Annotated in this window: 24 protein-coding genes and 1 pseudogene; 3 read left to right on the top strand and 22 right to left on the bottom strand. The window is 69.7% G+C overall.

What is annotated here, in order from left to right:
- The first annotated feature begins 23 nt into the window (after positions 1-23).
- Complete coding sequence (locus F7Q99_RS30920) at positions 24-290, top strand: hypothetical protein (RefSeq protein WP_153467375.1); 267 nt, start codon at positions 24-26, stop codon at positions 288-290.
- Between the two features lie 66 nt (positions 291-356).
- Positions 357-608, top strand: a complete 252-nt coding sequence (locus tag F7Q99_RS30915) for a hypothetical protein (RefSeq protein ID WP_153467372.1) — start codon at positions 357-359, stop codon at positions 606-608.
- 189 nt (positions 609-797) lie between these two features.
- Here F7Q99_RS30915 and F7Q99_RS30910 read toward each other — a convergent pair whose 3' ends face one another.
- The 11 genes and pseudogenes from F7Q99_RS30910 to F7Q99_RS30865 form a co-directional block, all read right to left on the bottom strand.
- On the bottom strand, positions 798-2,114 hold the full coding sequence (locus tag F7Q99_RS30910; RefSeq protein WP_153467370.1) for a hypothetical protein: 1,317 nt from the start codon (positions 2,112-2,114) through the stop codon (positions 798-800).
- On the bottom strand, positions 2,111-2,563 hold the full coding sequence (locus F7Q99_RS30905) for a hypothetical protein (protein ID WP_153467367.1): 453 nt from the start codon (positions 2,561-2,563) through the stop codon (positions 2,111-2,113). The genes F7Q99_RS30910 and F7Q99_RS30905 overlap by 4 nt, the downstream gene beginning before the upstream one ends.
- A gap of 67 nt (positions 2,564-2,630) precedes the next feature.
- Positions 2,631-3,066: pseudogene (locus F7Q99_RS41885) on the bottom strand (IS701 family transposase); the annotation flags it as partial.
- Positions 3,035-3,586, bottom strand: coding sequence for a hypothetical protein (locus F7Q99_RS30900; protein ID WP_153467364.1), 552 nt, complete (start codon positions 3,584-3,586; stop codon positions 3,035-3,037). The gene F7Q99_RS30900 and the pseudogene F7Q99_RS41885, both read right to left, overlap by 32 nt.
- Before the next feature lie 214 nt (positions 3,587-3,800).
- On the bottom strand, positions 3,801-3,974 hold the full coding sequence (locus F7Q99_RS30895; RefSeq protein WP_153467361.1) for a hypothetical protein: 174 nt from the start codon (positions 3,972-3,974) through the stop codon (positions 3,801-3,803).
- Positions 3,975-4,153: 179 nt separating this feature from the next.
- Positions 4,154-8,236 carry an RHS repeat-associated core domain-containing protein gene (locus tag F7Q99_RS42810; protein WP_153467358.1) on the bottom strand — a complete coding sequence of 1,361 codons (4,083 nt, stop codon included), beginning with the start codon at positions 8,234-8,236 and terminating at the stop codon, positions 4,154-4,156.
- A 137-nt stretch (positions 8,237-8,373) separates the two neighbouring features.
- Complete coding sequence (locus F7Q99_RS30885; RefSeq protein ID WP_195911320.1) at positions 8,374-9,102, bottom strand: ATP/GTP-binding protein; 729 nt, start codon at positions 9,100-9,102, stop codon at positions 8,374-8,376.
- Between the two features lie 230 nt (positions 9,103-9,332).
- Positions 9,333-9,947, bottom strand: coding sequence for a hypothetical protein (locus F7Q99_RS30880; RefSeq protein ID WP_153467352.1), 615 nt, complete (start codon positions 9,945-9,947; stop codon positions 9,333-9,335).
- A gap of 103 nt (positions 9,948-10,050) precedes the next feature.
- Complete coding sequence (locus F7Q99_RS30875) at positions 10,051-10,980, bottom strand: hypothetical protein (protein ID WP_153467349.1); 930 nt, start codon at positions 10,978-10,980, stop codon at positions 10,051-10,053.
- A gap of 394 nt (positions 10,981-11,374) precedes the next feature.
- Positions 11,375-11,596, bottom strand: coding sequence for a hypothetical protein (locus F7Q99_RS30870; RefSeq protein ID WP_153467345.1), 222 nt, complete (start codon positions 11,594-11,596; stop codon positions 11,375-11,377).
- Between the two features lie 62 nt (positions 11,597-11,658).
- Positions 11,659-11,961 (bottom strand): hypothetical protein, encoded by a 303-nt coding sequence (locus tag F7Q99_RS30865; RefSeq protein ID WP_153467342.1) that lies wholly within the window; start codon positions 11,959-11,961, stop codon positions 11,659-11,661.
- 452 nt (positions 11,962-12,413) lie between these two features.
- On the opposite strand from F7Q99_RS30865, the gene F7Q99_RS30860 reads away from it, so the two are divergent.
- Positions 12,414-13,499, top strand: coding sequence for an IS630 family transposase (locus tag F7Q99_RS30860; protein WP_326846734.1), 1,086 nt, complete (start codon positions 12,414-12,416; stop codon positions 13,497-13,499).
- On the opposite strand, the gene F7Q99_RS30855 is transcribed toward F7Q99_RS30860, so the two are convergent.
- Genes F7Q99_RS30855 through F7Q99_RS30805 form a run of 11 tightly spaced genes read right to left on the bottom strand, consistent with a single transcriptional unit; the run spans position 13,496 to position 24,300 of the window.
- Entirely contained in the window at positions 13,496-14,107 is a 612-nt protein-coding gene (locus tag F7Q99_RS30855) for a prepilin peptidase (protein WP_153467339.1), read from the bottom strand. The two genes, F7Q99_RS30860 and F7Q99_RS30855, sit on opposite strands and share 4 nt — an antisense overlap.
- The gene (locus F7Q99_RS42805; protein WP_153467336.1) at positions 14,104-17,640 is read right to left on the bottom strand and encodes a LysM peptidoglycan-binding domain-containing protein; all 3,537 of its coding nucleotides are present in this window, start codon (positions 17,638-17,640) and stop codon (positions 14,104-14,106) included. Before F7Q99_RS42805 ends, F7Q99_RS30855 begins: the two co-directional genes overlap by 4 nt.
- Positions 17,640-18,116 (bottom strand): pilus assembly protein TadG-related protein, encoded by a 477-nt coding sequence (locus F7Q99_RS30845; protein WP_153467333.1) that lies wholly within the window; start codon positions 18,114-18,116, stop codon positions 17,640-17,642. The genes F7Q99_RS42805 and F7Q99_RS30845 overlap by 1 nt, the downstream gene beginning before the upstream one ends.
- Complete coding sequence (locus tag F7Q99_RS30840; protein WP_230211008.1) at positions 18,113-18,550, bottom strand: TadE family protein; 438 nt, start codon at positions 18,548-18,550, stop codon at positions 18,113-18,115. The genes F7Q99_RS30845 and F7Q99_RS30840 overlap by 4 nt, the downstream gene beginning before the upstream one ends.
- Positions 18,547-18,984 (bottom strand): TadE/TadG family type IV pilus assembly protein, encoded by a 438-nt coding sequence (locus tag F7Q99_RS30835; protein ID WP_326847358.1) that lies wholly within the window; start codon positions 18,982-18,984, stop codon positions 18,547-18,549. Before F7Q99_RS30835 ends, F7Q99_RS30840 begins: the two co-directional genes overlap by 4 nt.
- Complete coding sequence (locus F7Q99_RS30830) at positions 18,981-19,235, bottom strand: hypothetical protein (protein ID WP_230211007.1); 255 nt, start codon at positions 19,233-19,235, stop codon at positions 18,981-18,983. The genes F7Q99_RS30835 and F7Q99_RS30830 overlap by 4 nt, the downstream gene beginning before the upstream one ends.
- 42 nt (positions 19,236-19,277) lie before the next feature.
- Positions 19,278-20,162 carry a hypothetical protein gene (locus tag F7Q99_RS30825; protein WP_153467330.1) on the bottom strand — a complete coding sequence of 295 codons (885 nt, stop codon included), beginning with the start codon at positions 20,160-20,162 and terminating at the stop codon, positions 19,278-19,280.
- Entirely contained in the window at positions 20,159-21,109 is a 951-nt protein-coding gene (locus tag F7Q99_RS30820) for a type II secretion system F family protein (protein WP_326847357.1), read from the bottom strand. The genes F7Q99_RS30825 and F7Q99_RS30820 overlap by 4 nt, the downstream gene beginning before the upstream one ends.
- Positions 21,106-22,767, bottom strand: a complete 1,662-nt coding sequence (locus tag F7Q99_RS30815) for a CpaF family protein (RefSeq protein WP_153467325.1) — start codon at positions 22,765-22,767, stop codon at positions 21,106-21,108. The genes F7Q99_RS30820 and F7Q99_RS30815 overlap by 4 nt, the downstream gene beginning before the upstream one ends.
- Complete coding sequence (locus F7Q99_RS30810; RefSeq protein ID WP_153467322.1) at positions 22,754-23,590, bottom strand: hypothetical protein; 837 nt, start codon at positions 23,588-23,590, stop codon at positions 22,754-22,756. Before F7Q99_RS30810 ends, F7Q99_RS30815 begins: the two co-directional genes overlap by 14 nt.
- A complete protein-coding gene (locus F7Q99_RS30805) occupies positions 23,590-24,300 on the bottom strand; it encodes an SAF domain-containing protein (RefSeq protein ID WP_153467319.1) in 711 nt (236 codons plus the stop codon). Before F7Q99_RS30805 ends, F7Q99_RS30810 begins: the two co-directional genes overlap by 1 nt.
- Between the last annotated feature and the right edge of the window lie 97 nt (positions 24,301-24,397).

The raw sequence follows: 24,397 nt of genomic DNA, 5'->3' as shown, positions 1-24,397 counted from the left end.
GATGTCGCCTCGTCGTCTCAGCGGTGTCCCGAGGGCTGGCCAAAGCCCGGCATACCGAGCTGGACGGCTACCGGCTGTCTCTTCACGAGCGCGTCGACTTGGGCGAGCTTTCGTTGGCTCTGGCCAGGCTGGTCTGCAAGCCCTCGACCTCCCGCGCTGGCCGCCGGGAGCCGTGGACTGTCGACGACGTCCTGGCCCTGCCCGAGGACACCGGCCGGATCGAGCTGGTGGGCGGAGCGCTGCTGGCGAGCGCGAGCTCTGACTCCCGCACCAACGCACCCGGTCCGTAACGAGCCTGATCAGCGAGCCCTTTTCACGCTATTCCAACCAGGCAGTCAGGCCCTATAGTGCCCGCCATGTCTACCCGCGTAAAGAAGACCCTCCTCACCCTCGTCCAAGGTACTGTCCTAACCGCTCTCCTGAGTGTCCATAACCTCACCAAACCCGGACACCTGGAGATCACACCGTGGACCGTCCTGTGGATGGTGGTCTGGGTGGCGATCGCGGGGTACACGTGGTGGTTCTACGGCGACTCAGAGAAGGCGGTCGCGCTGCAGGCGAAGGTCGAGGCGAAGAAGGCCGCGCGCCGTACCAGCCGGCAGGGCTGAGCCCGCGAGGCCCTGTCCAAGGCGCGAGGTTCGGCGGCCGTCACCAGCACTGCGTAGCCATGTAGGCGGCCACCGGGCTGGACGACACTGCATTTCGTCCACGACCGAGCGAGGGTGCGGGTGCGGAGGATCTCCAGGGAACGAATCACGGCCCCGGACCCCTATCGCTGACCCAGCCGCAAGTAGCGGTCAGAGATAGGAGTCCAAGGCTGATCTCGCTGCTCCAGGTCGGCGAGGCAGAGCCCCGCCAACCCCGCCGGCGCGCAGCAGGGAAACGGAAGAGTGCGCTCCCCGTACCGGAACTACCTGCTCATACCTGTGTCGCGGCCGGTTCCCTGATTCGGACGCTGGTACTGCCTTTCCTGCTGCGCGGCTTGGTGCGGTTGACGGTTGGATGCTGATGCCCGAGCGGCCACTCGTGACAGAGGGCGCGAGCAGGGACATGTCGATTCCCTGTACTGTCACGGCCCGACGGGTCACTGCCTCCTCTGCGCGCTGGAGGCTGCTCAGCCCGGCCCGTCGCTGCATCTCGGCGGTGATGGCGGTCACCTCGCCCGCGCGGGTCCGCGCGCGTTGCTGTGCCTCCTTGTATCCCTCCGGGATGGGACCTCCTGCCTCGACTGCCTCGGTCATCCGGTTCAGCTCCCGGTGCGCATTGTTGGACGCTCGGACCGCTTTCTCCCGCATGGTGCTCAACTGGGCCGTGCTCCGCAGCGCGAGCCGCCCGTTGTCCTTCAAGCGGTCGAGCGAGGCGACGGCCGCGGCCTGCGGCAGCGGGTCCAGGCCGGCCGCGAGCCGGGGCTCCAGGTGCTGGGAGCTGGCGGGCGTGATGCGTGCCGCCCAATCGAGGACCGCGGCACGAACGAGCGCAGCCGACTCCTCCTGCACCTGGTATCCGGCGAAGGCCTGGTCAGGCACGTCAGCGACCTGAGAGAGCCTCAGGTACACCTCTTCGGCGAGTTGCTCCTTTGGCACTCCCCGCACTTCTGACATTCCGGTGACGTAGTCCGCGACATAGGAGTCCACCACCGGTTGCCCGAGGTGCTCGGTGAGCGCCACGAGGTCGAGGTAGTCCTTGGCGGCTATTCGGTTCTCGGGAGCCTCCATCTTGTTGTAGAGCAGGTCTCCTATCGCGGCCACTGGCATGCCGTCGACGTCGTGCGACTCGAAGTAGCGCGGCATGCGGGCCATCTGGACCACGACCGAATTCTGCTCGGAGTCGGTCACCTTCAGGTCGGCGCACTGGTCTCCGGCGACAAACGGATGGGAGAACCACGTGCGCGTGACCTCGACCTCGTAGCCGTGCTCGCGCAAGGCCGCGCCCACCCGTTCACGCACGGCTTCGGCGTCCATGATCTTGTCCGTGAACAGGTCGACGTCGTCGGGCTCTCGCGCTCCCTCAACCCCATGCGCGTACTGGGCAAGACTGCCCGCCAACTGGTACCCCTCCTCTTCGCAGACCTTCAGGACCAGGCGGGCGACGGCGAGCTTCTCATCGCGATTCACCGCGCCCCCTCCTGGCGGGCCAGCTCGGGAAAGCGCCCCTCCCATACCCTCATGACCAGACTTGGTGCGAGCTGTTCCGACCACAGCTCTCGCAGCAGGGCGCGGTTCAGCACGGCGGCCTGCTCGGCAGCGCTGCCGCGGGCCAGCAGCCTCCGGTAGAGGAGCAACAGCTGCCACCGGTTCGCCACATTGACGCGAGCAGGCAACTCCCCGTCCACCAGGTGCGCGGGAACGGCTATCTCTCCCATAGCGGGACCAGTGAGGGAGGCGAGGTCGGTGACGACCTCGAAGCCCTGGTACAGCAGCTGATCGCTTGCCGAAGGCGCCGCCATGGCCGCGGCGATGTCGGGCGGGACCAGGCCCTGACGTGCCGCCTGCGCGATCATCGCCTGCTCTGCGCTGCGTTCGCGGGCCACCCGTGCGAAGTTCGGGCGAGGGGTGATATCCATCCGGTGATCTTCCCGTCTCCAGTCGTGCTAAGACTTACGTTAGTACTCCGGCTGTAGATCGTGATCTTCACGTTTGTTGGGCGGCTTGTCGCTGGTAGTGGCCGGTGCGGGATCGTGTTTGGTGTCGGCGCCGCCATGCTGACTAGCGGAGTCGGTGGGCGAGGTCGCGGACGGGCTGGAGCAGGGCTGCGAACAGTCGTTTGATTTCGTTGCAGGTCAGCTGGCCGATTTCGGCTGCCGCTTTGTTCGTGGCGTTCGATGACGGCGGTGACGGCGAGGAAGGCGTGCGCGAGCATGGCCAGGGTGGTCCAGCGTTGCCAGGAGACCCAGCGGCGGACCTGGTGCTCGTCCAGTCCGGCCAGGCCCTTGGCGGCTTGGAAGGTCTCCTCCACCGTCCAGCGGCGTCCAGCCACCTTGACCAGGGAGCTCAGTGGAACCGGGTGGGCCGAGTAGCAGCGGTAGAAAGCGAGTTCACCGGTGCGCCGGTTGCTGCTGGACATGAGTGTTCAGGGGAAAGCTACCTGTTGCTGCTGCCCGCAGACCCTTGGATCGCCTGTCTGGCGACAGTTCCAGCTCTTCCAGAATTGCCAAAATCTTGCGGTAGACCGGATTCTGAGTGAAGGCCGGATACTTTCCAGAAACAAACTCCAGTCCCGCCTCGACAAACAGGCGGACTGCACGCAGGAACTCATCAGTCCTGCAGTGGCCTGGCACGGGGTCCCATGACCGCAGAATCGTCAGACCGAATTCCTTGGGATGGAAGGTGATCGATGTGGGATTATCCGTGAAGTTGACACGCCCCACCTTCCCGCACCCTACATCGTCGGCCGCCTGGAGCAAACAGAGCATGAAGTCTAGGATTGTGGTTCCCGGGAAAGATTCGTCCATGCCTTCTGTGGTGAACCTCACCTCTACCATGAAGTAGCCGTATCGCAGATTCATCTCAGTGACCGAGGGGAGGGAAGCAATCTTCCTCTTGGGCAATTCTCGCATCGAGCTTCGGTCAAAGTCGAGGTGAAACATCGAAATTTCACTCCATAAATACAAAATTCGACACCATGATAGGGTCGCCATGGCGCGTGGCGCCATGACGGCCCTATCATGGAATTTCCGGCTAGGGAATGGTGAATGCAGTCCGGAAGCTGCCGCCCGGGTTGAGTATCATATCGATTCCGCAGGCCTTGTTGTGGGCCATTCAGCAGATCTGCTGGACCGGCACCGTCTACCCGTCCTCAAGCTATGCACCCCAGTCGGGCCGCTGATCCACGGTCGATGGGCGACGAAACATCTTCATCCAGAAGGAAATTTGGGCGGCCTCGGCATCGGCGAGAAACATCTCGTATCCCGATTCCCCAGCATCGATAGTGATCATCGTCAGAGTTTCACCTTGTGCAGCCTGCAGGAACTCCACGAGTGCACGCGTGGTACGAAGATGACTGGCGTTCGAAGGGCTACGACGTAGTCTTCTCTCGTAGATCCGTCGCATGGACTCGATCCGCACGGGTGAGCACTCCACCGAGAATTCGCTGTCGAGGACGCGGGCCACAGCCTGATCGCAAACGCCCTGTGCAATCGCTCGGCGGACAAGGATTACTGCCCGATCCGCGTCCATGGTCCTCCGTTCACGCTGATCTCGGCACCGGTGACGACACCGCCGATCGTGACCTCGAGTTCACTGGCGTAGTCCTCGACATAGACGACACCGGGGACCCGGAAGTAGCCGTTACCGTTGGCGTTGGTTATGCGCAGAACCACACCCGGCCCGTTTCCTTCCCTACTGTAGTCGAGCGCCACGTCCTCGTAGTCGGTGGTCCATGAGGTGTAGGCGCTGTCCCCCGTATTGCCGCCCACGTGCCGCTGAACATCCGTGTTGGTGCCGTTAGGTTCGACTTTGCCTTCGAGGGCGTTTTGATAGGCCCGTTGCCACTCGGCCGGGTCGGTCGCGTCCGCGTAGCTGACGCCACGGAAGAGGTAGGGGGCTTCTGCGGGATCCCAACTGCCGCCGTTCGTTGTCGGAGTGACGGTCTCACTCATGGCGTACGCGGTCACGCGTGGTGCAAGGAGGCCGCTCTTGAGCCAGCGGAATGCGGGGCCCAGGAGGGTTCCTCCGGCGCCTCCGGCGGCGCCGAGGAGGAGGTCCTGGGGGGTGGTGGGCTGGCATTGGACGGTGTTGACGAGCCAGGTGTAGCCGGCGCCGACTCCGGCGTTGACGCTGGCCGAGGTGATGGTGGCGGCGGTGCCTTCGAGGCCGAGGGCGGCGGCTGCAGAGCCGCCGATGGGGGCGAGGAGGCCTGCGCCGACGCCGATCAGGATGCCCTTGCCGGTGGCGGCGGCGAAGCCGGTCCAGCTGAAGTCCCTGCCCTGGTGCTGCCAGGCGTAGACGCCGGCGCCGATGATGCCGCCGCCGATTCCGCCGATGAGGGCGCTGATGCACAGGGGGCAGGCGCCGGAGGGGTCGGTCTGGTTGGTGGGGTCGCCGTTGGCGTAGGTGTAGGCGGAATTGAGGGGCGAGCCGATACCTGAGGTCAGCGGGTCGCGGGTGGTGAAGGTGCCGGTGGTGCTGTCGTACTGGCGGGCCCTCAGGTGGGTCTGGCCCGGCAGGTAGGGGTCGGTGTACTGACCGGTGAAGCCGAACGGGGCGGGTGTGGTGGCGGTGCCGTTCGTCGTGCGGTTGCCGCGGTTGTCGTAGTTGTAGGTGGCCTGGTTGGTCCCAGTGCCGTCGGTCGTGGTGGTGACGGAGCCGAGGCGGTCGTGCTGGAAGTAGAGGCTGCCGGCGGGGGTGTCCATGGACTGCGGCAGTCCGTCGGGGCCGGGGTGGTAGGTGCCGATCGGGGCGCCGGTGGCGTTGGTCTCGGTGGCGATCTGCGGGAAGGCGCCGTTGATGTCCCAGCGGATCGTGCGGTCGGGTGCTCCGTTCTTGCTGGTGGCGGACCGGTTGCCGTCGGCGTCGTAAGTGAAGGCGATGGTGCCGGTGGGGAGTTTCGCGCCGGTCAGACGGCCGACCGGGTCGTACGTGTAGGTGCCGGCCGGGTCAGTGGTGCGGTTTCCGTCGGCGTCGTACTGGTAGGTCGCGTTGGTCGTGCCAGTGGTGCTGGCGGTGAGCTGGTCGGCGGCGTCGAAGGTGTTGGTGGTTTTCGAGCCGTCCGGGGCGGTCACGGTGAGCTGGTTGCCGGCCTTGTCCCAGGTGTAGCTGGTGGTGCTGTTGGATGTGCAGCCGGTCGGGCTGGTGCCTGCACAGGTGCTGGCGAGGCGCCCGGCCGGGTCATAGGTGTAGCTGGTCGCCGGTCGGGGGTTGGGTCCGCTGTCCTGGTACTGCTGGCTGATGACGCGGCCGTTGGCGTCCAGGGTGTAGTTCTTGACGCCGCTGGCATCGCTGGTCGAGGTCAGCCGTCCGGCGCGGTCGTAGGCCCGGGTCTCCGTGACCGGGGTCGTACTGGGAGCGGTCGCGGTGAGGAGGTTGCCGGTCTGGTCGTAGGTGTAGGCGACGGTCTTCCCGGCGACGGTCTGGCCGCTGGTGCGGCTGTCCTTGTCGTAGGTGTAGGCGGTGGCCGTCTTGTCGGGGAAGGTGCGGGCGGTGAGGTTGCCGTCCGTGTCATAGGTGTAGCTGAAGCCCTGGCTCAGGCCGGGGGCGGTGACGCTGGTCAGCCGGTCGGCCCAGTCGTAGCCCAGGGTGCGGGATCCGGTGGCGTCGGTGACGCCGGTGATGTGCCCGGCGGCGTCGTAGGCGTACGTGGCGCCCGGGGTGCCGTCGGAGTAGGCGACCGCGGTGATCTGGCCGGCCGGGTTGATCGTGGAGGTGATCGTCTGACCGCGGGCGTTGGTGACCTTGGTGCGGTTGCCGTCCGCGTCGTACTCGAAGTTAACGGCGCGGCCGAGCGGGTCGGTGATGCTGGTGGTGCGTCCGGCCTTGTCGTAGCCGTAGCCGGTGGCGTGGGTGTTGCCGTCGGAGCGGGCGGTGAGCAGGCCGGTGGTGCTGTCGTAGGTGTTGGTGGTCACCCCGCTGTCGGGGGCGGTGACGGTGACGACGCGGTTGAGGGTGTCGTAGGCGTAGTTGGTGGTCTTTCCTGCCGCGTCGGTCGAGGTCAGCAGGTTGCCCGCGGCGTCGTACGTCGCGCTCTGCTTGTTGCCGAGCGGGTCGGTGACGCTGAGCGGGTGGCCGGCCTCGTCGTAGGCGGTGGTCCAGGTGTAGTCGGCGGGGTTGGCGCCGGTGACATTGCCGCGCGGGTCCACGATCGTGGTCCTGCGGCCGTCGGTGTCGTAGCCGTAGCTCGTGCGCTCGCCCAGCGGTGAGGTACGGGCGGTGAGGTTGCCGTCGGTGTCGAACGAGAAGTTGGTCGTCTCGCTCAGCGGCGTGGTGACCGAGGTGAGGCGGTCCGCCGGGTCATAGCCGAACGTCGTCCGCTGCCACAGGGCGTTGAGGATCGAGGTGACGTTCCCGGCGTTGTCGTACTCAACGGTTCGTGTGTGGGAGAGCGGGTCGGTGACCGCGGTGGGCCGGTTGAGCGCGTCGTAGTCGGTCTTGGTGGTGTTGCCGAGCGGATCGGTGACGGTGGTGCGGCGTCCGGCCTTGTCGTAGCCGTACGTCCAGGTGAACGAAGATGCCGCGGCACCGGGCGCGTTGCCCCGAGGGGTGGTCACCGTCTGCAGGTGACGGGCCTTGTCGTAGCTGTAGGTGGTCTTGTCGCCAGCCGGGTTGGTCCGGGAGTTCACATCGCCCAGGACGTCGTAGGTCTGGGTGGCCTGACGGCCGGCGGGATCGGTCCGGGAGGTAAGCCGGTTGAGGGTGTCGTAGCCGTAGCTGGTGACGGCCTTGGTGGCGTCCGTGACGGTGACCGGATTGCCTGCGCCATCGTACGCCACAGACGTGACGTTGCCCTTGGGCCCCTTGACGGAAGTGATGCGGTCCGCCGCGTCGTAGGTGAAGGCAGTGGTGAACGCGGCCGGGTCGGCGCCGGTGGCGTTCCCCCGGGGGTCAGTGACGGTCAGCAGCCTCCCGGAGGAGTCGAACGTCCTCGACGACTTCTTGCCCGAGGGGGAAGTGACGGAGGTCAGGTTGCCCTGCGTGTCGTAGCCGTAGGCGGTGGTGTTCCCGCCGGGGGTTGTGACGCTCGCCAGCTGTCCAGTCGGCGTGTAAGCCAGGGCAGTGGTGTTTCCGTTGGGGTCCTTGACCGAGGTGAGCAGGTTGCGTGCGTCGTAGCCATAGTTCGTGGTGTGCTGGTTGCCGTCGGTGGCACTGGTGACGTTGCCGTTGCCGTCGAATGACCAGCTTTGTGCACGGTCAACCGGCGGGATGAGCGTCGTCAGATGCCCTGCGGAGTCGTACCACAGGTTCGTGGACATGCCGAGCGGATCGGTGATCGAGGTGCGGTTGCCGGACCCGTCGTAGCCGTAGCGCGTGGCGTTCCCGAACGGGTCGTACTGGGCGAGCAGCCAGTTCCCCGCATACAGGTCGCTCCACACACCGCCGTCGGGTGCGGTGGTGTCGGTCTCGCCGTTCTTGTAGGAGAACGTGGTGGTCGCGCCGGCCGCGTCCTGCTGGGCGGTGACGCGTCCCTGCTGGTCGTAGGTGTTGCGGGTGGTGTAGTTGCCGTGGGGATCGCGGACTGAGGCGAGCCGTCCGGCCGTGTCGTAGGCGTAGGTGGTCGTGGCTCCGTCCAGGGCCGAGACGCTCAACGACGCCGGGTGGCCCCTGGCCCCCGGCGTGAGGTCGCCAATAGGCGCAGGATCACCGGGCGTCGCCCCGACCTCGAGGGCGCAAACCCTCGTCGGGCGCGACGCCGGTGATTACGCTGCTTCCTGCAGAGACGTCCTCAGTTGAGGACCTGGACCTCACCGATGGTCAGTTCGGTCGTCGACGTCTTCTTGATGGGCTGGAGGTCGCCCTGCTGGCCGCCGCCCTCCCAGTGGACGGCCCACGTGGTGGTGGCGCTGACCTGGAACTTGCCGTCGGGCTTGCCTGCGCTGGTCGTGGTGTAGCGGTAGCCGCAGTCCGGGGAAGCTGCGCCGCCCTTGTCCGACGTATACGGGGTGCCGGGAACCGTGCAGGTGCGGGAGCCGCCGTCGCCCATCGACCAGTCGATCTGCGTCACCTGCGCTGTGACTGTCACCGACAGCCCACCGGCAGCCTTGGACTCGCGCCACTGACCCCAGCTCGTCTTCGACGGTGTCGCCCACAGCCACACCGGCATGCCCACCACGCCCTTGCCGCCCTTCTCCGGCGCCGTGCCGATGTCCGGCACATCGAACTTCATCGTGGCGAAGATCTCCTGCGCCAGGGCAGCCGGTGAGACTCCACCGCCGTAGCCCGGCGGGGGAGTCTGCAGCCAGATAAAGCCGCCCTTCGGCCCCTGGGCGATCCCTCCGCCAGCGGCTGCGAGATAGCATGTCCGGCCGTACACCGCGCCGTCACCAGGCTGATGGCCCTGCCAGAGCGGGTCTCCGGCCGGCGGCTGCGGTTCGTACACCTTGTAGTAGCAGCCGTCTTCCGCGTTGTACCAACCCCAGGAGGACGAGCAGGGGACGGCTACCCCGTTGAACATGCACGGTTGGGGGGCACCGCTCCCTCCGGAGTTACCCCCTCCAGAACCGCCCCCACTGGAGCCGTTTCCGCCAGGGCCCCCTCCGCCGGTATCGGTGACGACGATGCACACGTCCGAGGTCATCACGCTGCCGGGCGGGCACTGTCCGCCACCAGCACTAGCCGGCGACGCCGGCAACACGGCTGCCGCCGCGGCCACGGTCGCGGCAGCCAGGGCCACTCTCGGGCGTCTCAGCATGTCCGGCTCCGATCCGGCGTGTACGCGCTGATCCGCCATGTGCTGCCGGTGTTCTGAACGGCTTCGACATTGACGAACAGATGGCCGGGCATGCCGGTGGCAGCCGCATTCGCCCCGGTAGAGGAGAAGACTGCCGTCCAATTCGAGACATCGATGCAGTCCGTGAGGGTCGCCTTCTGCGGCGAGTCGGACAGGTTGAGGGCCGTGACCTGCGGGTGCGTCACCTCGGTACCCTTGTAGACGATCCCTGCCTGCTGCGCCCTGGTGATGTCGCCGGCCAGATTGTCGTAGGCATCTCCTGTCGCCACCAGCAACAGCTTGTCCGGATCTGCGTGGCCAGTGGTCATCGCGGCGACTTTGGCGTCGGTGTAGGCCTGATACACCGCAAGGACATCTGCCGTCGCCTTGGCCGTGGGAACTGTGCTCGGCGTGGCGGTGGCCGAAGTCGGCGACGGCACCTGAACCGACGGAGCAGCAGCCACCTTGTCGGCCTTGCTTGAGCAGGCGCTCATTGCCAGCGCCATTCCCACGCCCAGCACCACGGCAGTCGATCGATGCAGACCGCCGCTGGGTCCCCTGCGGACCACCGCCGTCTGGTTCCGGGTCATCCCGTTGTGCAACCTTGCCCCCGTGTGCTCGTCAAGTGGTGACTCGATGGCCCATCAGGTTACTCATGGGCCCCGCAATTCTCGTCGGCGTCCTCCGATGCCGCTACTCCCTTGCCAGCATTCGCGAGGAGCCACGCGGAGTGCCGACGTGGGTGGCCGGAGTCTTCGGCTGCCCGTCAGCCACGCGGAACCGTTCAGGGCGGTCCAGGCGGGGCGCGGGTGTGAGATCGGGGGAGGGAACGAGGTGCAGAAGCCCCTCGGCGATCTGGTAGTCGGGGTGCTCGAGCGCGTCGAGGTAGCCGGCATCGCGGAGTCCTGGCGCCGCCGCCTCGCATTCCTGGGGCAGGCCGGCGACCGTACCGCGACCGCCAGGGTTGGCGTGGGCAGCCAGGTAGAGGGCTGCGAGGCGCAGGTCAGGCCTGGCCTTTTTGAGGGGCTTGGCCGCCACAACGCGTGAGGTCCAGCCGGACACTCGGGTACGGGTCTGCTTGCCGAAGTGCAACGGGCCTTCGGGGCCGAGGCCGGGGGCGGTGACCGAGATGGCCTGCGACGGATCGCCATTCAGCAGGTCTCCGTCGGGTAGCCAGCCGAGCGTGCCGAGATCGGCGAGGGCCTGGGCCGGATCTTCCAGGCGCAGGGCGCGTAGGTCCTGCCCGATGAAGTTGGCCCGGCCCTCACGAGCTGCCCTGATCGCGACAATGACCGCTAGCAGCCGGGCGTCGAAACTCGTGAGTGGCAACGTGGCGATATAGGCAAGAAGCTGACGTGCCGCCTGCCCTTGGGGGAACGTCAGCAGCCTGCTTTGGCCTGCGGCCTTGGGTTGGTTCGGCTCGGTGTCGGTCCCGCCGCTTGGCGCCTGGGGGCAGGTCGTGGGCTGAGGAGGAAGGAAGGCTGCTGCGGTAGTCCTGTGCGTCGCTTGATTCGACGCGCCGATGTGATCCGCTCGCCCGCTCGGAGTCCGCCTCGCCGGCGCGCCGCCGACGACCTTCGCCCGGGGAATCTGCTCCGCACAGGTCCGGCAGACCTCGCTCAACCGCCAAGCGATACCACTCGGATCGGAGGACAGAACCCGCACCCCGCTGCCGGCACAGAGCGCCTGCGATGGTCCGGGGTGCCATGAGTGGCCTTCGGCACGGCACCGGCAGCGCAGCTGCCCGGGAACGGCCCCAGCCGCCTGGTGATGGTCACCGAGGTGGGCCAGCAGCGCGGCACGCGCCTGCCTGAGGTCAGCAAACGGGCCGAGCCGCGCACACCTCGCACTGAAGCACTGGACAATCCACGAGCCAGAGCGGGCATGTCCGTACGGGGTGATTGTCGCCCCCCACAGCCGCCCACCTTCCGGCGCCATGTCCGCTTCTACCCTCACCATGAGATCTCCCTCATCCGGGTGCTGGTACCGGATCCGGTGGTGCCTGTCGCGTCCGCCCCTAACTGTCCTTCGTCCAGGCCCGGATCGTGTTCGGAGCCACGGCCGTGAGCTCCGTGATCCGCCGGATCGGGAGCTCCATCTCACGTGCGGCCCGGATCAGCGGGCGCAGTTCTGCGTCGAGCTCTTCCAGCTGGGCCAGGAGCTTCATCCGGCGCCGCCCCGGGTCCCGGAGGGTCTGTTCCGCGTCGGCCCTCAGCTGGGCCGGTGTCTTCTGCGTCATACAATTCAGATTGACACAAGGCGCACACTTTACGCAACTCGCGACACCGTAGCAGTCTGGTCCTAGTCGCCGGAGGGCGGCTCCAGCAGGCTGACGCCGTCCTCCGGCGAGCCTTTCAGGCCTCGGCCGGCAGCCTGGTTGTCCTCGTAGAAGGTGACGATCCCAGCCAGCCAGGGCATCTCCAGGCGGAGTCGGTCGGCCACGGATGGCGTCAGCGGTTCGCCGTTGGCCAACAGCTGTCCGCTTGTGCCTACGGCGACAGAGAGCACCTGGCCGTCCGGGGCGACGTGATACTTCGTCTCCGCCCCGTCGTCCATGAGCCCGGCGGCGACTGCCTGATCCCAGGCCCCCAGAACGCGTCTCATCGCTGCTTCCGGAAATGGTGGCATGCCAGTTGCCCGCCTGCGCTTGTCTCGGCGGGCCTGCTTGGCCCGCTTCGCGTCCCGTCCGACGGCCGTGCCTCCTTGCCTGCCTGTGTGGCTCTCTGCCACCAGCGATTCAAGCACACACATCGGGTTCACGACGGCGAAACCGGCGACACCTGTCTGACGGTCAGCCGGTGCTGTCCCCCATTGTTTTGGCAGCCATGTCCGTCGTACGCGGGCCGTTGGTGCTCACAGACCGGATCCCGACATGACCACTTTCGGGCGTCCCTGCACGGATGCCCTTGTTGACGTTTGCCGCCAGCGCGTAGGGCGTGTCCACTGGCTGCTAGTGAGCTGGTTCGGAGTCGGTCCGTCGCCTCATGAGTTGCCGTGCGTACCGACTTCCTGGGAACGGCTGCGGCTTGGGCCTTGGGCGCGGTGTGCTGGGGTGCGTGGGTGACAGCAGGCTGAAGCCGCTTGTGCTCTCCGAGGCGGAGCGGCAGGTGTTGCAGGGCTGGGTGAAGCGCCGGACGACCGCGCAGGGGCTGGCCCTGCGGGCACGGATCGTCCTGGCGTGTGCGGAGGGCGGCAGCAACCTCGCGGTGGCGGCCCGACTGGGCGTGAACCGCGGGACCGTGACGAAGTGGCGGGCCCGGTTCCTGCGCGCACGGCTGGACGGCCTGACAGACGAGCCGCGCCCCGGGGTCCCACGTACCATCACCGATGCCCAGGTGGAGGAAGTGGTCGTGCGAACCCTGGAGGAGGTGCCGGACGGCGGCACGCACTGGTCCAAACGCGAGCTGGCCAGGAAGATCGGCATCTCACCCTCCAGCGTGCTGCGGATCTGGCACGCGTTCGGGCTGCAGCCCTGGCGCACGGAGGTGTTCAAGGTCTCCCCGGACCCGCAGCTGATCGACAAGATCCGGGACGTCGTGGGCCTCTACCTGGCGCCGCCGGCGAACGCGGCGGTGTTCGCGGTCGACGAGAAACCGCAGATCCAGGCACTGGAGCGGACCGCCCCGGTGCTGCCGATGCTGCCCGGGGTGCCCGAGCGCCGCAGTTTCGACTACGTCCGCCACGGCACCGTCGACCTGTTCGCGGCCCTGGACATCGCGACCGGAAAGGTGATCGGGAAGCTGTCGGCTCAGCACCGGGCGGTGGACTTCCGGGACTTCCTCGACGAGATCGACCGCCAGACCGAGCCCGGTCTGGCGGTCCACGTGATCTGCGACAACCTGTCGGCTCACAAGGCGCCCGTGGTGCATCGCTGGCTGCTGGCGCATCCGCGTTTTCAGCTGCACTTCACGCCGACGTACTCGTCGTGGATCAACCAGGTCGAGCGGTGGTTCGCCGAACTGGAACGGCGTTGCCTCGAACGCGGCGTGCACTGCTCGCTGGACGACCTCAAGGCCAGCCTTGAGAACTGGATCAAGGTTTGGAACGAGAGCGCCAAGCCGTTCAGGTGGACCAAGACCGCCGACCAGATCATCGATCGAATCTGCCGCTACTGCTCACGCATCTCCGAACCAGCTCACTAGCGGCCGAACAGCAGCAGCGCCAGGACAGCCCCGCCGTACAGGGACGGGCCGAAGGGGAGCCGGGTGCGGCCGGGCGCCCGGCGGGCGAGGATCTGGACGGTACCGGCGAGTGCCGTGAGGACGAACGCGAGGAACGTGCCGGCAACGACGGCGTACCAGCCGGTCCAGCCGAGCAGCGCACCAATAGGGCCGGCGGCCTTCACGTCGCCCAGCCCCGGGCCGTCCGGCAGTAGCGCGGCGGCCAAGTAGAAGACGAGCGCCGCCACGGCGGCGAGGAGCGCCCTTAGCGCCACACCGGGGTCCTGCACGGACGGGTAGGCCAGCAGCAGCGCGAATAGCGGATAAGCGGGCAGCGTGAGAGCGTCCGGCAGCCGGTGCAGCGCGAGGTCGATGACGCTCAGGGCGCAGCCGAGAGCGACGAACACCAGGTAGGCCGGCAGAAGCGGCGAGGCGCCGAAGCGCCAGGCAAGCGCCGCCCCTGCGGCCACCGCCGCGGCGCCGACCGCGACGGCATGCCTGCGCAGGACCGCCATGCTGTCGCCGTCGAGCCGCAGCCGGCCCCTGGCCGGCTCCGGGGCGTCGGCAGGGGCGTCAGCGGGTGCGGTCATGAAGGCCACCCGGCCAGGCGCGGGTCCGCGGTCAACAGACCATGCAGCAGCTCGGAGGTGGCGGGTTCCATCTGGGCGCCGAGCTGCTCGAGGACGGCTTCGAGCCGGTCCGCGTACCGCTCGACGCTCTCGCGGTCGCCCGCGAGATGGGCGGCTTGCATGGCCAGGCGGTACAGCGACTCGGCCGCGGCCTCGACCCGGATCCCGGTGTCGGCCGCCGCGAGGGCCCCGCGGTGGTCTCGTACCTCCAGGCAGTGCTCGGCCACCTGAGCGGCCGTATCGACGACGGCGGCAATGATCTGCTGTCGGTAGCCCTCCGCCCAGATGTAGCGGCGTAGGGGAACATCGGCGAACGGCCGGTCGGCGACGAGGGCGAGCGCTTGCTGCCGGGCACGGTGGGTGCCCCGGCTGGTGAGCTGAAGGAACCGGTCCCAGTCGGAGGCGACGTGCGGGCCGAACCGCAGGCCCGCGCCGGTGTCCTGGGGCAGGTGCGGGGTGTCGTCGTCGGCGCTGCCGAGCCAGCGCCTCAGCGCGGAGACGAGCCCGGCCGACGAGACGGCGTTCGGGTCGGAGGGGTTGAGGTCGACGGTGAGCTGCTGTATCGCCTGGCCGGGGTGCAGCGCGATCCACGCGGCGACCTCGGTCAGGCGCATGCTGGCGGCCGGCTGAATGGAGCTGGTATCGACGCCCGTCAGGTGAACCGGGCCGAGGACGTTGATCACGGGTCCGGTCGGGTCAGGGAGGTCGGGCAGGTCGACGGGCTCTTCGGCCTCGTGGGCCGCTTCGTCAGCCGTCCCGCTGACCACCTCGTCCGCAGTAGTCGGCAGCACCGGTCCCAGGTCCAGCACCGTGGCAGGCGGTACCGGTCCCAGATCCAGCACGGTAGCCGGCGGTACCGGTCCAAGGTCCACGACGGTGGCCGGCAGCACCGGCCCCATATCCAGCACGGGGGCGGTCGGCACCACCGCGGTCTCGTCCGCTGCCGGCGCCTCGCTCGGCTCGCTCGTGAGGCCGAAGAGCTCCATCAGCGCGTCGAAGTCCTCGTCCGTGATCCGCTGAGGCACCAGGTGCCCGAGGGTGAAACCGCCGATGGTGAGCGGGCCACCGCCAAGCCCGGGCAGTCGCACCACCTGCGGCAGCACGTCGCGGCCGGCCGGGGCGATCAAGGCGCCGCACACGGGATCGGAGTGCAGCTGGCCGGCGTCGGCGACGTCGCCGGTCGTGAGCGGCACGGCGCTGACGGCGATGCGCGGGGTCCACGAATCCGGGGTGGCCGAGGTGGTCCGGGCGTGCCGGACGCTCGGGATGCCGGCGTCGGTAAGGGCCTGGCGGATGACCTGGTTCCAGGACGTCAGATCCGTGAGCGCCTCGGTCAGGGTGCCCACCGGCTGCAGGCGGCCGTAGCCGCTGTCGAGCTGGGCGAGGCCATCGTCGAGACCGGCCAGCAGGACGCCGAGGTCGTCCCGCCAGGGCGCCGAGGCGAGTTCGACGGCGAGCGCGCGGACGAACGGCCGCGCGTCGTTCACGTCGAGCAGGAGGACCCCGAGCGTCTCCAGGTCCACCAGGACGAGGTCATTGCCGTCGCGTCCGAGCGTCGCCAGCGCCGGATAGGGGGCGACGATGTGTCGAGCGCTCTCCGCGTCGAGCAGGTCCGCGCCCACGGCGGGGCACCTCCAGCGCGTCGGGTCCGCAGTCGGGGCGAACGGCGCGATGGGCTGCTCGGCTCCTTCCAGCAGCACCAGGTCGAGCGCGGTCGGGGTGAGCAGCACCGCGGCCACCTTGGGCAGCGGGCGGCCCTGCTCGGCGAGCCTGGCTGCCAGCGTGCGCAGCGCCCGGTCGACGAGATCCGCGCCGACGGGGTCCTCAGTGGCCCGCAGGCGCCGTTCGAGATCCGAGAGCCGGTGGGAGGCCGCCGCGACCGGGTCGACCGGCGCGGGCTGCGTGGGGGCAGCCGGGGCCGCTTGCGGCATGCGGATTCGCTCGCCCCGGCGGCGGCCGCGCTGCTGGAGCATGCGCTTCAGGCCCAGCGCGGACACGATGCCGGCCGCGGCCAGGCCGCCCCAGGTGGCGAGGGCGGCGATGTCGACGGAGGAGCTGCTCTGCACGAGCTCTGCCGAGCTTGCCTGGGGGGCGTCCGCCTTCGGCGAAGCGGTGGCCGGCCCGGCGGGCTGAGGGGCCTCAGCGGTGGCGCTGGCGGAGGGCGCGGCCGAGGTGGTCGCGGACGGGGAGGCTGCCTGCGTGGGAGCTGCCGCGGATGCCGACGGCTGCGCGGGGCTCTGCGCCGGGGCCGGTGTAGTGGTGGGCGTCTGAGCCGTGGCCGACGGCGAGGCGACCGGGTCGGTTGACGGTGCGGTGCTTGGTGCGGCCGAGGGCGCGGTGCTCGGTGCGGTGCTCGGTGCAGCCGAGGGTGCGGTGCTTGGTGCCGTGGTCGGCGCGGTCGACGGCACGGACGGAGCCGGTTGCTGTGCGACGGGCGTTTGCTCCGCCGGCGCCGGGGTCGCCGGTGCCGGGCTCTGGGGCGGCTGCGCGGCAGGCGTCTGCGTGGCGGGGGCCGGGGTGGAAGGTGTCGCCGCGGCGGGGGGAGCCGCCTTGGCGGTCTGCGGGATGGTGATGGTCCACCCCGGGAAGATCTCGTCGGGGTTGCTCATCTGCCGCCCGTCCGGCATGGTGTGCCCGGCGTTGGCCTGGGCGAGCTCAGGGTAGCGGGCGGCGTCGCCCAACTCCCGTTCGGCGATGGACGACAGGGTTTCACCGGCCTGCACGGTCACGGTGTTCGGCGCGCCCGCGGCCTGCGCAGCAGCACCTTCGGCCCCGGCCGCGCTTCCGGGCAGGTAGAGCTGCCAGCCGGGCTGGATGTCGCCTGCGGCACGGAACACGGCGCCGCCGGGCATCGTCCGGCCCTCGTTGAGGGCGGCGATTTCGTGCCAGCGCGCGCCGTCGCCGAGCTGGTGTTCGGCGATACTCCACAGGCTGTCGGCCGGGCTGGCGTCTTTGACCGTGTAGATGTGATCCGACGAGGCCTGGACCGCCGTGCTCTGAACCTGCCCGGCCCCCTGGCCCTGCTGCCCGGCGGCGGCGGACGCGGTGGCCGCCACCCGGGCCTGCGCCGGAACGGGAAGCGTGGGCGCGGCGGTGGCGGCGAACGCGCCCCCCGCCGTGGGCAGCAGGATCAGGATTCCGCCGACCAGGCCTGCGGCAGCCCGCTGGCTCAGCGCGAACCCGCGGATCTTCGGCGCCTTGCGCCCGCGCAGCTGCGCCGGTATCTCCAGCAGTACGGACAGCGCGAACTGCGCCCAGCCGATCCAGCCGATGGCGGCCAGGGCCAGCAGCGCGATCCCGCCGGTGTCCTGCTTGGTCAGCAGGTCACCGGGCGAGCCGAGACTGGCCAGGCCGAGCGGCAGCAGGGCCCGGGTCGTCACGTACAGGCCGATGGGCAAGGCGACGAGCAGGGCCAGCAGCGCGACCAGCGAGACGACCATCCGCAGGAGGTCGGCGAGCAGGTTGCGGCGGCGGACGGCGGGACGTCGGGACATCAGGGGGCCTCCGGTCCGTTCACTCCGTAGACGAGGGTGGCGGTGGCCTCGCCGTGGACGGCGAGTTCGCCGACACCCATCAGCGAGAAGAACTTGGTGCGGTAGGCGGGGCCGTCGACACGCACGAACAACTTCCGGCCGCCGTCCGTGGCGTAGGCGGTACCGGTGGCGCCATTGGCGCTGAGGTAGGACATGGCGGACGCCACGGCCTTGTCGGGGTCGACGACGATCGCCTTGCCAGGGATGGCCTTGCCGGCGTCGAGCTGCTGGCCGCCGGAGCGGGCGGCCTCCTGGGCGATGCGGTTGGCGCGTTCGGTGGCGCGGATCTTGCCGCCTCCGTCGATGGTCAGCCCGATGATCAGCAGGAGGGCGGGCACCAGGATCGCGCACCACAGGCCGATGCTTCCGGCGTCGCGGCCGCCCCCCAACCGGTCGGTCAGGCGCCTGCGGGCGCTCGGCGTCGTACGGTCGGTCATCGGCGCTCCACGAACCGGTCGATGGCGGAGGTGAACGTGCTGCGGATGGTGTGGGTGCCGGGCGCGCCGGGGAAGGCGAGGTCACTCAACGCGACGTCGCAGACCACGGTGGCGGTGACGGTGCCACCCGTTCCTGTGGGGCCGAGGCTGACCGAGACGCTCACACTCGGGTCGCCCTGGCATTGCAGGCCCTGCCGTGCCAGGGTCTGCCGGGCAGCGGACGCGGCGGCCGACGCAGCCGCGTTCGGGTTGCGGACGATGGAAGCGTCGCGGGCGGCGTCCTCGGCGGCCGAGTCGACGGCCTGACCCGCGAGGGCGATCCGCCCGGCCATGAACGCCAGGGCGATGAACAGCATGAGGACCGGGACGAGGATCGCCGCCTCGATGGAGGCGCTGCCCTCGTCCCGGCGACGAGCGAGCTTACGGAGCGTCAACGGGCGGTCCAGTGCTCTCGGGGCGCGGATGCGCTCTGGTCGATGGACAGACCCGACAGGAACGGCAGCAGGCTCGGCGCGTGCCCGGTCACCCGGACGGTGATCCGGTCCGCGGTCGAGGAGACGCTCGCGTCCGCCTGCAGCAGCGAGCTGCCCGCGGTCCGGGCGAGGACCTCCCTCGCCCGCGCGGCTCCCTTGTCCGGCGAGTCCTGGTGGCCGCGCCCGGCCGCGACGCCCGAGCTGGCCGCGGACAGGGCGATCTCCCGGGCGTAGTACCACAGGCCCACCTGGACGACGAGCATGGTGAGAACGATGACCAGCGGGAAGACGATAGCCATCTCGATGGACACGTCCCCGCGGTCGTCGGCGAGGGCGGGCCGCCGCCAGCGGCGGCCCGCTCCCTCGCGTGTGAGGGCATCGCCGCGATCCGTCACTTAGGACCTTGGCTGTTCAGCTTGGACTGGTACTTGGCAACCACCGCAATGATCGCGCCCGCGATCCCCACGGCCGCCGCGATGACCGCCACCCAGATGATGACAGTGGTGATGCTGATGTCACCGCGCTCCGCGTCCTCCTCACGCAGCGCCTTGATCCGGGCGGACAGGACGTCGATCACTGCCAGCATCGGCAGGTTCTCGGGGTCCGCGGCTACTACCTCGCGCACCTTGGTGCCGAACTTGTTCATGGGTTTCCTCCCGTTGATGTGTGCTGCTCGTCCCATGACGGGTCAGCCGTTCAGGATGCGGATGATGGACGGGAACGCGATGAGTGCCATGACCAGGACGGCCATCACGGCGCCCGGTGCCGTCATGGCCTCGGAGGCCGCGTTCGCCTCCTCGGTCTGTCCCGCCATCAACTCCGTGCGCAGGCTCTTCGCCCGGCTGCGGAGCGTGGTGTAGACGGCGGCGCCGTCGTTCGCGGACAGGCGCATGATGTCGGCGACGTCGGCAAGGACCGGCAGGTCGAGCTCGGCGGCGAGCTGACGGAGGCTCTCCCAGGGGGCGATCTTGTCGACCCGGGCCCGGGTGAGCGCCTGCTGAAGACGCACGAAGGCCCAGCTATCGGCGACCGCGGCGGCCTTCTCCAGGGCTTCGGCGGGGCCGGCGTCCCCAGCCCGCTCCAGCGCCACCAGCTCCAGGTAGGCGGAAATGGCATGGGCGAACTCCTGGCGGGCCCGCTTGGCCTGGTCCCGCAGAGCCAGGTCCGGCACGAACCAGAGCAGCGCGGCGAGTACCAGCGACACCACGACCGGCACGGCTATCGGCATGGTCAGCCCGGCGACAGCCCACATCGCGCACACCATGGACGGGATCAGCAAGCCCATGAAAGCCAGCGCCGCCTTGGTCAGCAGAAACCGGCCCGGGCTCTGACCGACCAGGGCCAGGTTCGTCCGGGGGATGCTCACCCCGGGGACCTGCTGGAGGTGTGTCTCCAGCCAGGCACCGACGCGCTCGTCCTGGGTCAGTTCGGTCGTGTCGACGACGCGCGGGTTGTTGACAGCGTCCAGTGTGGCGGCCAGGTGCGGCTGGGGCCGCACAATGGCCCGGACGAACAGGGCCACCCCGCCGCCCGCAAGTGCGCCGCCGATCACGGCGATCGGATTGATCATCATCGGGCGACCACCTCCTGGACCGAGCCGGCCTGCCCGGTGGTCGGGCCCGCCGCCTGCTGGAACTTGACGCTGGAACGCGGATCCGCGATGAGGAAGCGCGGGGTGGGCTTGTAGGAGGCCAGCGAACGCATCCAGCTCAGCACGCCGACGAAACCGAGCAGCAGGACCGCCAGAACAACCTGCCCCAGGAACGTCCCGTACGGCTGCACGTAGTCGGTGGCGAAGCTGCCGAGGACGACGATGGCGACGGTCATCCACGTCAGCCACTTCACAGTGGTGCGGGGCTTGGCGCGCGAGGCCTCAACGTCGCGGCGCTGGCGCACCTCCTCCCGGATGGTGTCGGCGAGGTCGTTGAGGGCCTGCGCGAGACCGGGACCGCGGTCGCTCACCTTGAGGATGAGCGCCGAGATGACCTTGTCGGCCGTCGCGTCGCCGAGGGTGTTGGCGAACGCCCGCAGGGCATCGGCCGGGCGCCACCCGGACAGCAGACGTGCCGCCAGCTCGCCCACCGGCTCCTGCAGCACCACGGGTGCGGTCTTGCGGCTGGAGATGATCGCCTGTTCCAGGCCCATGCCCAGCATCAGTACGTCGGACAGCCGTCGGGTCCACTCGGCGAGCGCGTCCAGCTTCTCGATCTGGGCCTTGTTGTTGCTCGTGGACGCGAGCAGCCAGGGCAGGCCCGCCACCACGAGCACCAGGATCAGGCCGAGGACGAACCAGCCGGTGACGACCCACAGCAGCACACCGCCCACCGCCGAGGCGAGCAGCCGGGCGCGAGCCCGGGCACGGGCGCGTTCGTCGCGCTCGCCGGACGTCAGGGCGGCACGGAAGCGCGAGGCCGGGCCGGGGGCTGGCGCAGCCGTGGTGCCGACGATGCCGACGACGGCTCCCACCAGGCCACCGACGAGGAGCATTCCGGCGACCAGGCCGAACAGAAGACGCGTCACGGCATCCTCACCATCAGGTCGAGTGGCCGGGTCCATGTACCCGCCGGGTTGTCCAGCAGGACGGCGGGGAACCCGACGCGCATCAGGTCTCCGAGGCAGCTGGGGTGCATCAGCGGCACCGCGCGCTCCTCGCCGGTCTCCGGCCGCGGGCCGAAGACCGTGTTGGTGGACGGGCGGCCGTTCTCGCCCATGCCCGTCACCTCCAGCACGTGGCTGACGAAGCGGTGGCGCCGCCCGCCGATGCCGGTCTCGTCGATCATCTTCACGAACACCACGAAGTCCAGGCCGTTGGCGCACTGGCGGTAGGCCAGGTTCTCGGTCATGCCGTGCCCGTACTCGAGGAACAGCTCGGCGATGCGGTCGAAGGTCATGTGCGGCTCGCGGGCGTGCAGGGTGCACAGCGACCCGCCCTCGCCGTTGGTCATGACGCGCAGCATCGGCACGACCTCGGCGCCGCGGACCTCGCCGACGACCATGCGGCGCAGGCTCATGCGCAGCGCCGGGTAGATCAGGTCGCCGACCGTGATCTCGCCGGCCGCGCGGCCGTTGACGCGTTCGCCGTTGCCTTCGCGGGCCTCCATCGGGACGATCTGGCGTTCCTGCCCGTCGTCCTCGTGGAGGAAGAGCTCGAATTCGGTCTCCAGCGTGCCGATCCGCTCCTCCGGGGGGATCTCGCGGGCCATCGCGCGCAGCAGGCTGGTCTTGCCGACACCCTGGGTGCCGACCACCATGACGTTCTTCTTCGCGCGGATCAGGGCGGCCAGGAACGCGGCGAGGGTGGTGTCGATCGACCCGAGTCCGACCATGCCGTTCAGGTCCATGTCCCGTACCCGGTGGCGGCGGATCGTCACGTAGGTGCGCGGGGTGACCTCGCTGATCACCTGCATGCGGGAGCCGTCCTCCAGGCGCAGGGCCAGGAACGGGTTGGCGGTGGAGAGCGTGCGCTCGCCCGAGCCGCTGCGGCGCGCGAGGTCGCGCAGGAGTTCCCGCAGGTCCTCCTCGCTCTCCGCCACCGGCGGCACCTTGACGCGCTGGGAGTCGCCGTAGTCGATGTAGACCCGGTCGTACCCGTTCACGAGGATGTTCTCCACGCGGTCGTCGTCCAGGTACTGCTGGAGGCGGCCGGCGCGGAACAGCAGGTCGTAGACGGCGCCGGACATCCGTCGGGCGGTCTCTGGCGGCACGGGCAGGCCGCTGTCGACCGCTGCGGCGGTCGCCCACACGGCCACGGCCTCGTTGATCAGCGCGCGGCCGCGCTGCATCTGGGTCGCCTGGTCCATCGACGGGTCGCGCTCCAGCTCTCGGGAGAGCCGGTCGGCGACCTGCCGCTTGAGCTGAGCCGCGACGGCGTGGTCGACGTGGTCAACCGGGGCGGCGCGGCGCGCCTGGGGGGCGGGCTGCGCGGGTCGCCGGGCGGCGGCCGGTGCGGTGACGGTCGGTGCCGTCGCGGTCGGCGTGGGCGAACTGGGCAGTGACGGGGCGGCGGCAGGGGCGCGGGTGACCAGTGTCGGCGTCGCCGTGGCAGTCGCCGCCGGAGCGGCCGTCACCGGCCCGAAGCGCAGCCCTGAAGGCAGCGCGGACGGACCGGCCGCCGCAGCGCTCTCCTGCGGCACCGGCTGCACGCTCGGATCGGGGTGAAGAGGCTTACCGCTGAGCATTCGGCTGCCCTCCCTGAGCATCTGGACGAGGAGCGGGAGCCAGCCGGGCACGACGCTGCGCGACCAGGCCGCGGACCCGCTCGGCGCCCGTACGCGCCGCGCGCATCAGGTCCGAGCGCTTGAACCCGCGCCCGCCCTCCTCGCCGTCCGACAGCACGGCCGCCGCCTTCGGCGAATGCGGCAGCGTCATGACCACCGGCACACCCAGCTCGCGCGACACCTCGTCCGCGCCGTAGGGCCCCGCCTCGACCAGAACGGCACCCAGGCCGTCCGAGCCCGGCGAGTGGGCCTCCAGGTCCTCGCGCAGCGCCCGCACCCGCACCTGCGCGGACTGCACGCCCCGCAGGGTGCCGCGCACCACCACCAACTGCACGTCCGCCTTGCGCACCAGCGGCGATGCCAGGCCGAACGCGCCCGAACGCCCGAGGTCCACGATCACGTCGTGACTGGGCAGCACGTTCTCGATCGACGTGAACAGATCTGCCAGCCGCTCCCACGTGTACGCCAGGCCGGCCGCCTGCGCCGGGTCGGTGATCCCCGGCAGCAGCAGCCGGTCCATACCGCCGTCCGACAGGTCGACCAGCTGGCGCCAGAACGCCTCGCCCAGCTGCCCCTGCCGGTCGGCCACCGCGAGGTTGCGCAGCCCGTACGAACCGGGGGTCCGCCCGGACAGCGCCCCCAGCACCACTGACCCGCCGTCCGGGTCGCACTCCGCGAGGATCGCCCGCCGCCCCGGCTCCAGCGGCCACGACAGCAGCAGCGCCAGCGCGGTGGTCGTGGCGCCCGGGGAACCCGTGCAGCCGGAGACCGTGACGACCGCCATCAGCCCTGGCCCTTTGCCGCGACGATGACCGCGATGCGCCCGGTCGCCGCACGGGCGGCCAGCGCCGGCCCGTCGGTGCCGGCCACCGCGAGGTCCACCGTGCGGTTTCCGGTGGTCTCCGGGTCGCCGACCCGCACCACCTTGGCCTTCATCGTGAACGGCGGCGCGGCGTTCGCGGCGTTCGCCGCAGCCGCCGCGGCCGAGTCCTCACCCGGGGTGGACACCACCAGCACCGCCGTGCCCGGGGTCAGCGGCGTCGACGGCAGCTGGCCCGGCTTGAGCAGCACACCCACGAGTTGCTGCCCGGCGGCGATCAGCGGCGCGTCGGTCAGGTCTTCCTTGGTCACCAGGGCGCCGGCGTGCAGGTTGTTCGCCGCCCGCTTGCCGACCACCGCGTCGCGGTTGACGGCGAGAATCGGCTTGATCGCGGCCGGGTCCAGGGTGATCGACGCCTCGGTCAGGTCCGCGTCGGTGATCACCGCGCCCTCGGCCACCGGCTTTGCCAGCGCGACGACCGCCTTGTGCTGCCCGGTCGTCAGCACGGCGAAGGCGCCGAGGAGACCGCCGGCGGCGATCAGGGCCACGGACAGGCCGATCAGCGCCGGACGACGGCGCCGGGCCGTCAGCGCGCGCGGCGGAGCCGCCGGAGCGACAACGGAAGGACCGGCCGGCGCGCCCGCGCCATCAGGCCGGGTGACGGTGCTGCTCAAGAGCTACATCCCCCGAGGAGTAACGAGTAAGTGAATCCGGGCCTGGGCCGACGAACGGCCTGGGCCCCGAGGAGCTGAGCGGACCTCTCATGGAGGA

Source organism: Streptomyces kaniharaensis, from assembly GCF_009569385.1.
In the GTDB taxonomy this organism is placed as follows: Bacteria; Actinomycetota; Actinomycetes; order Streptomycetales; family Streptomycetaceae; genus Kitasatospora; species Kitasatospora kaniharaensis.
The sequence above is the reverse complement of the archived record's forward strand: the minus strand, read 5'-3'. Positions and strand labels throughout refer to the sequence as shown.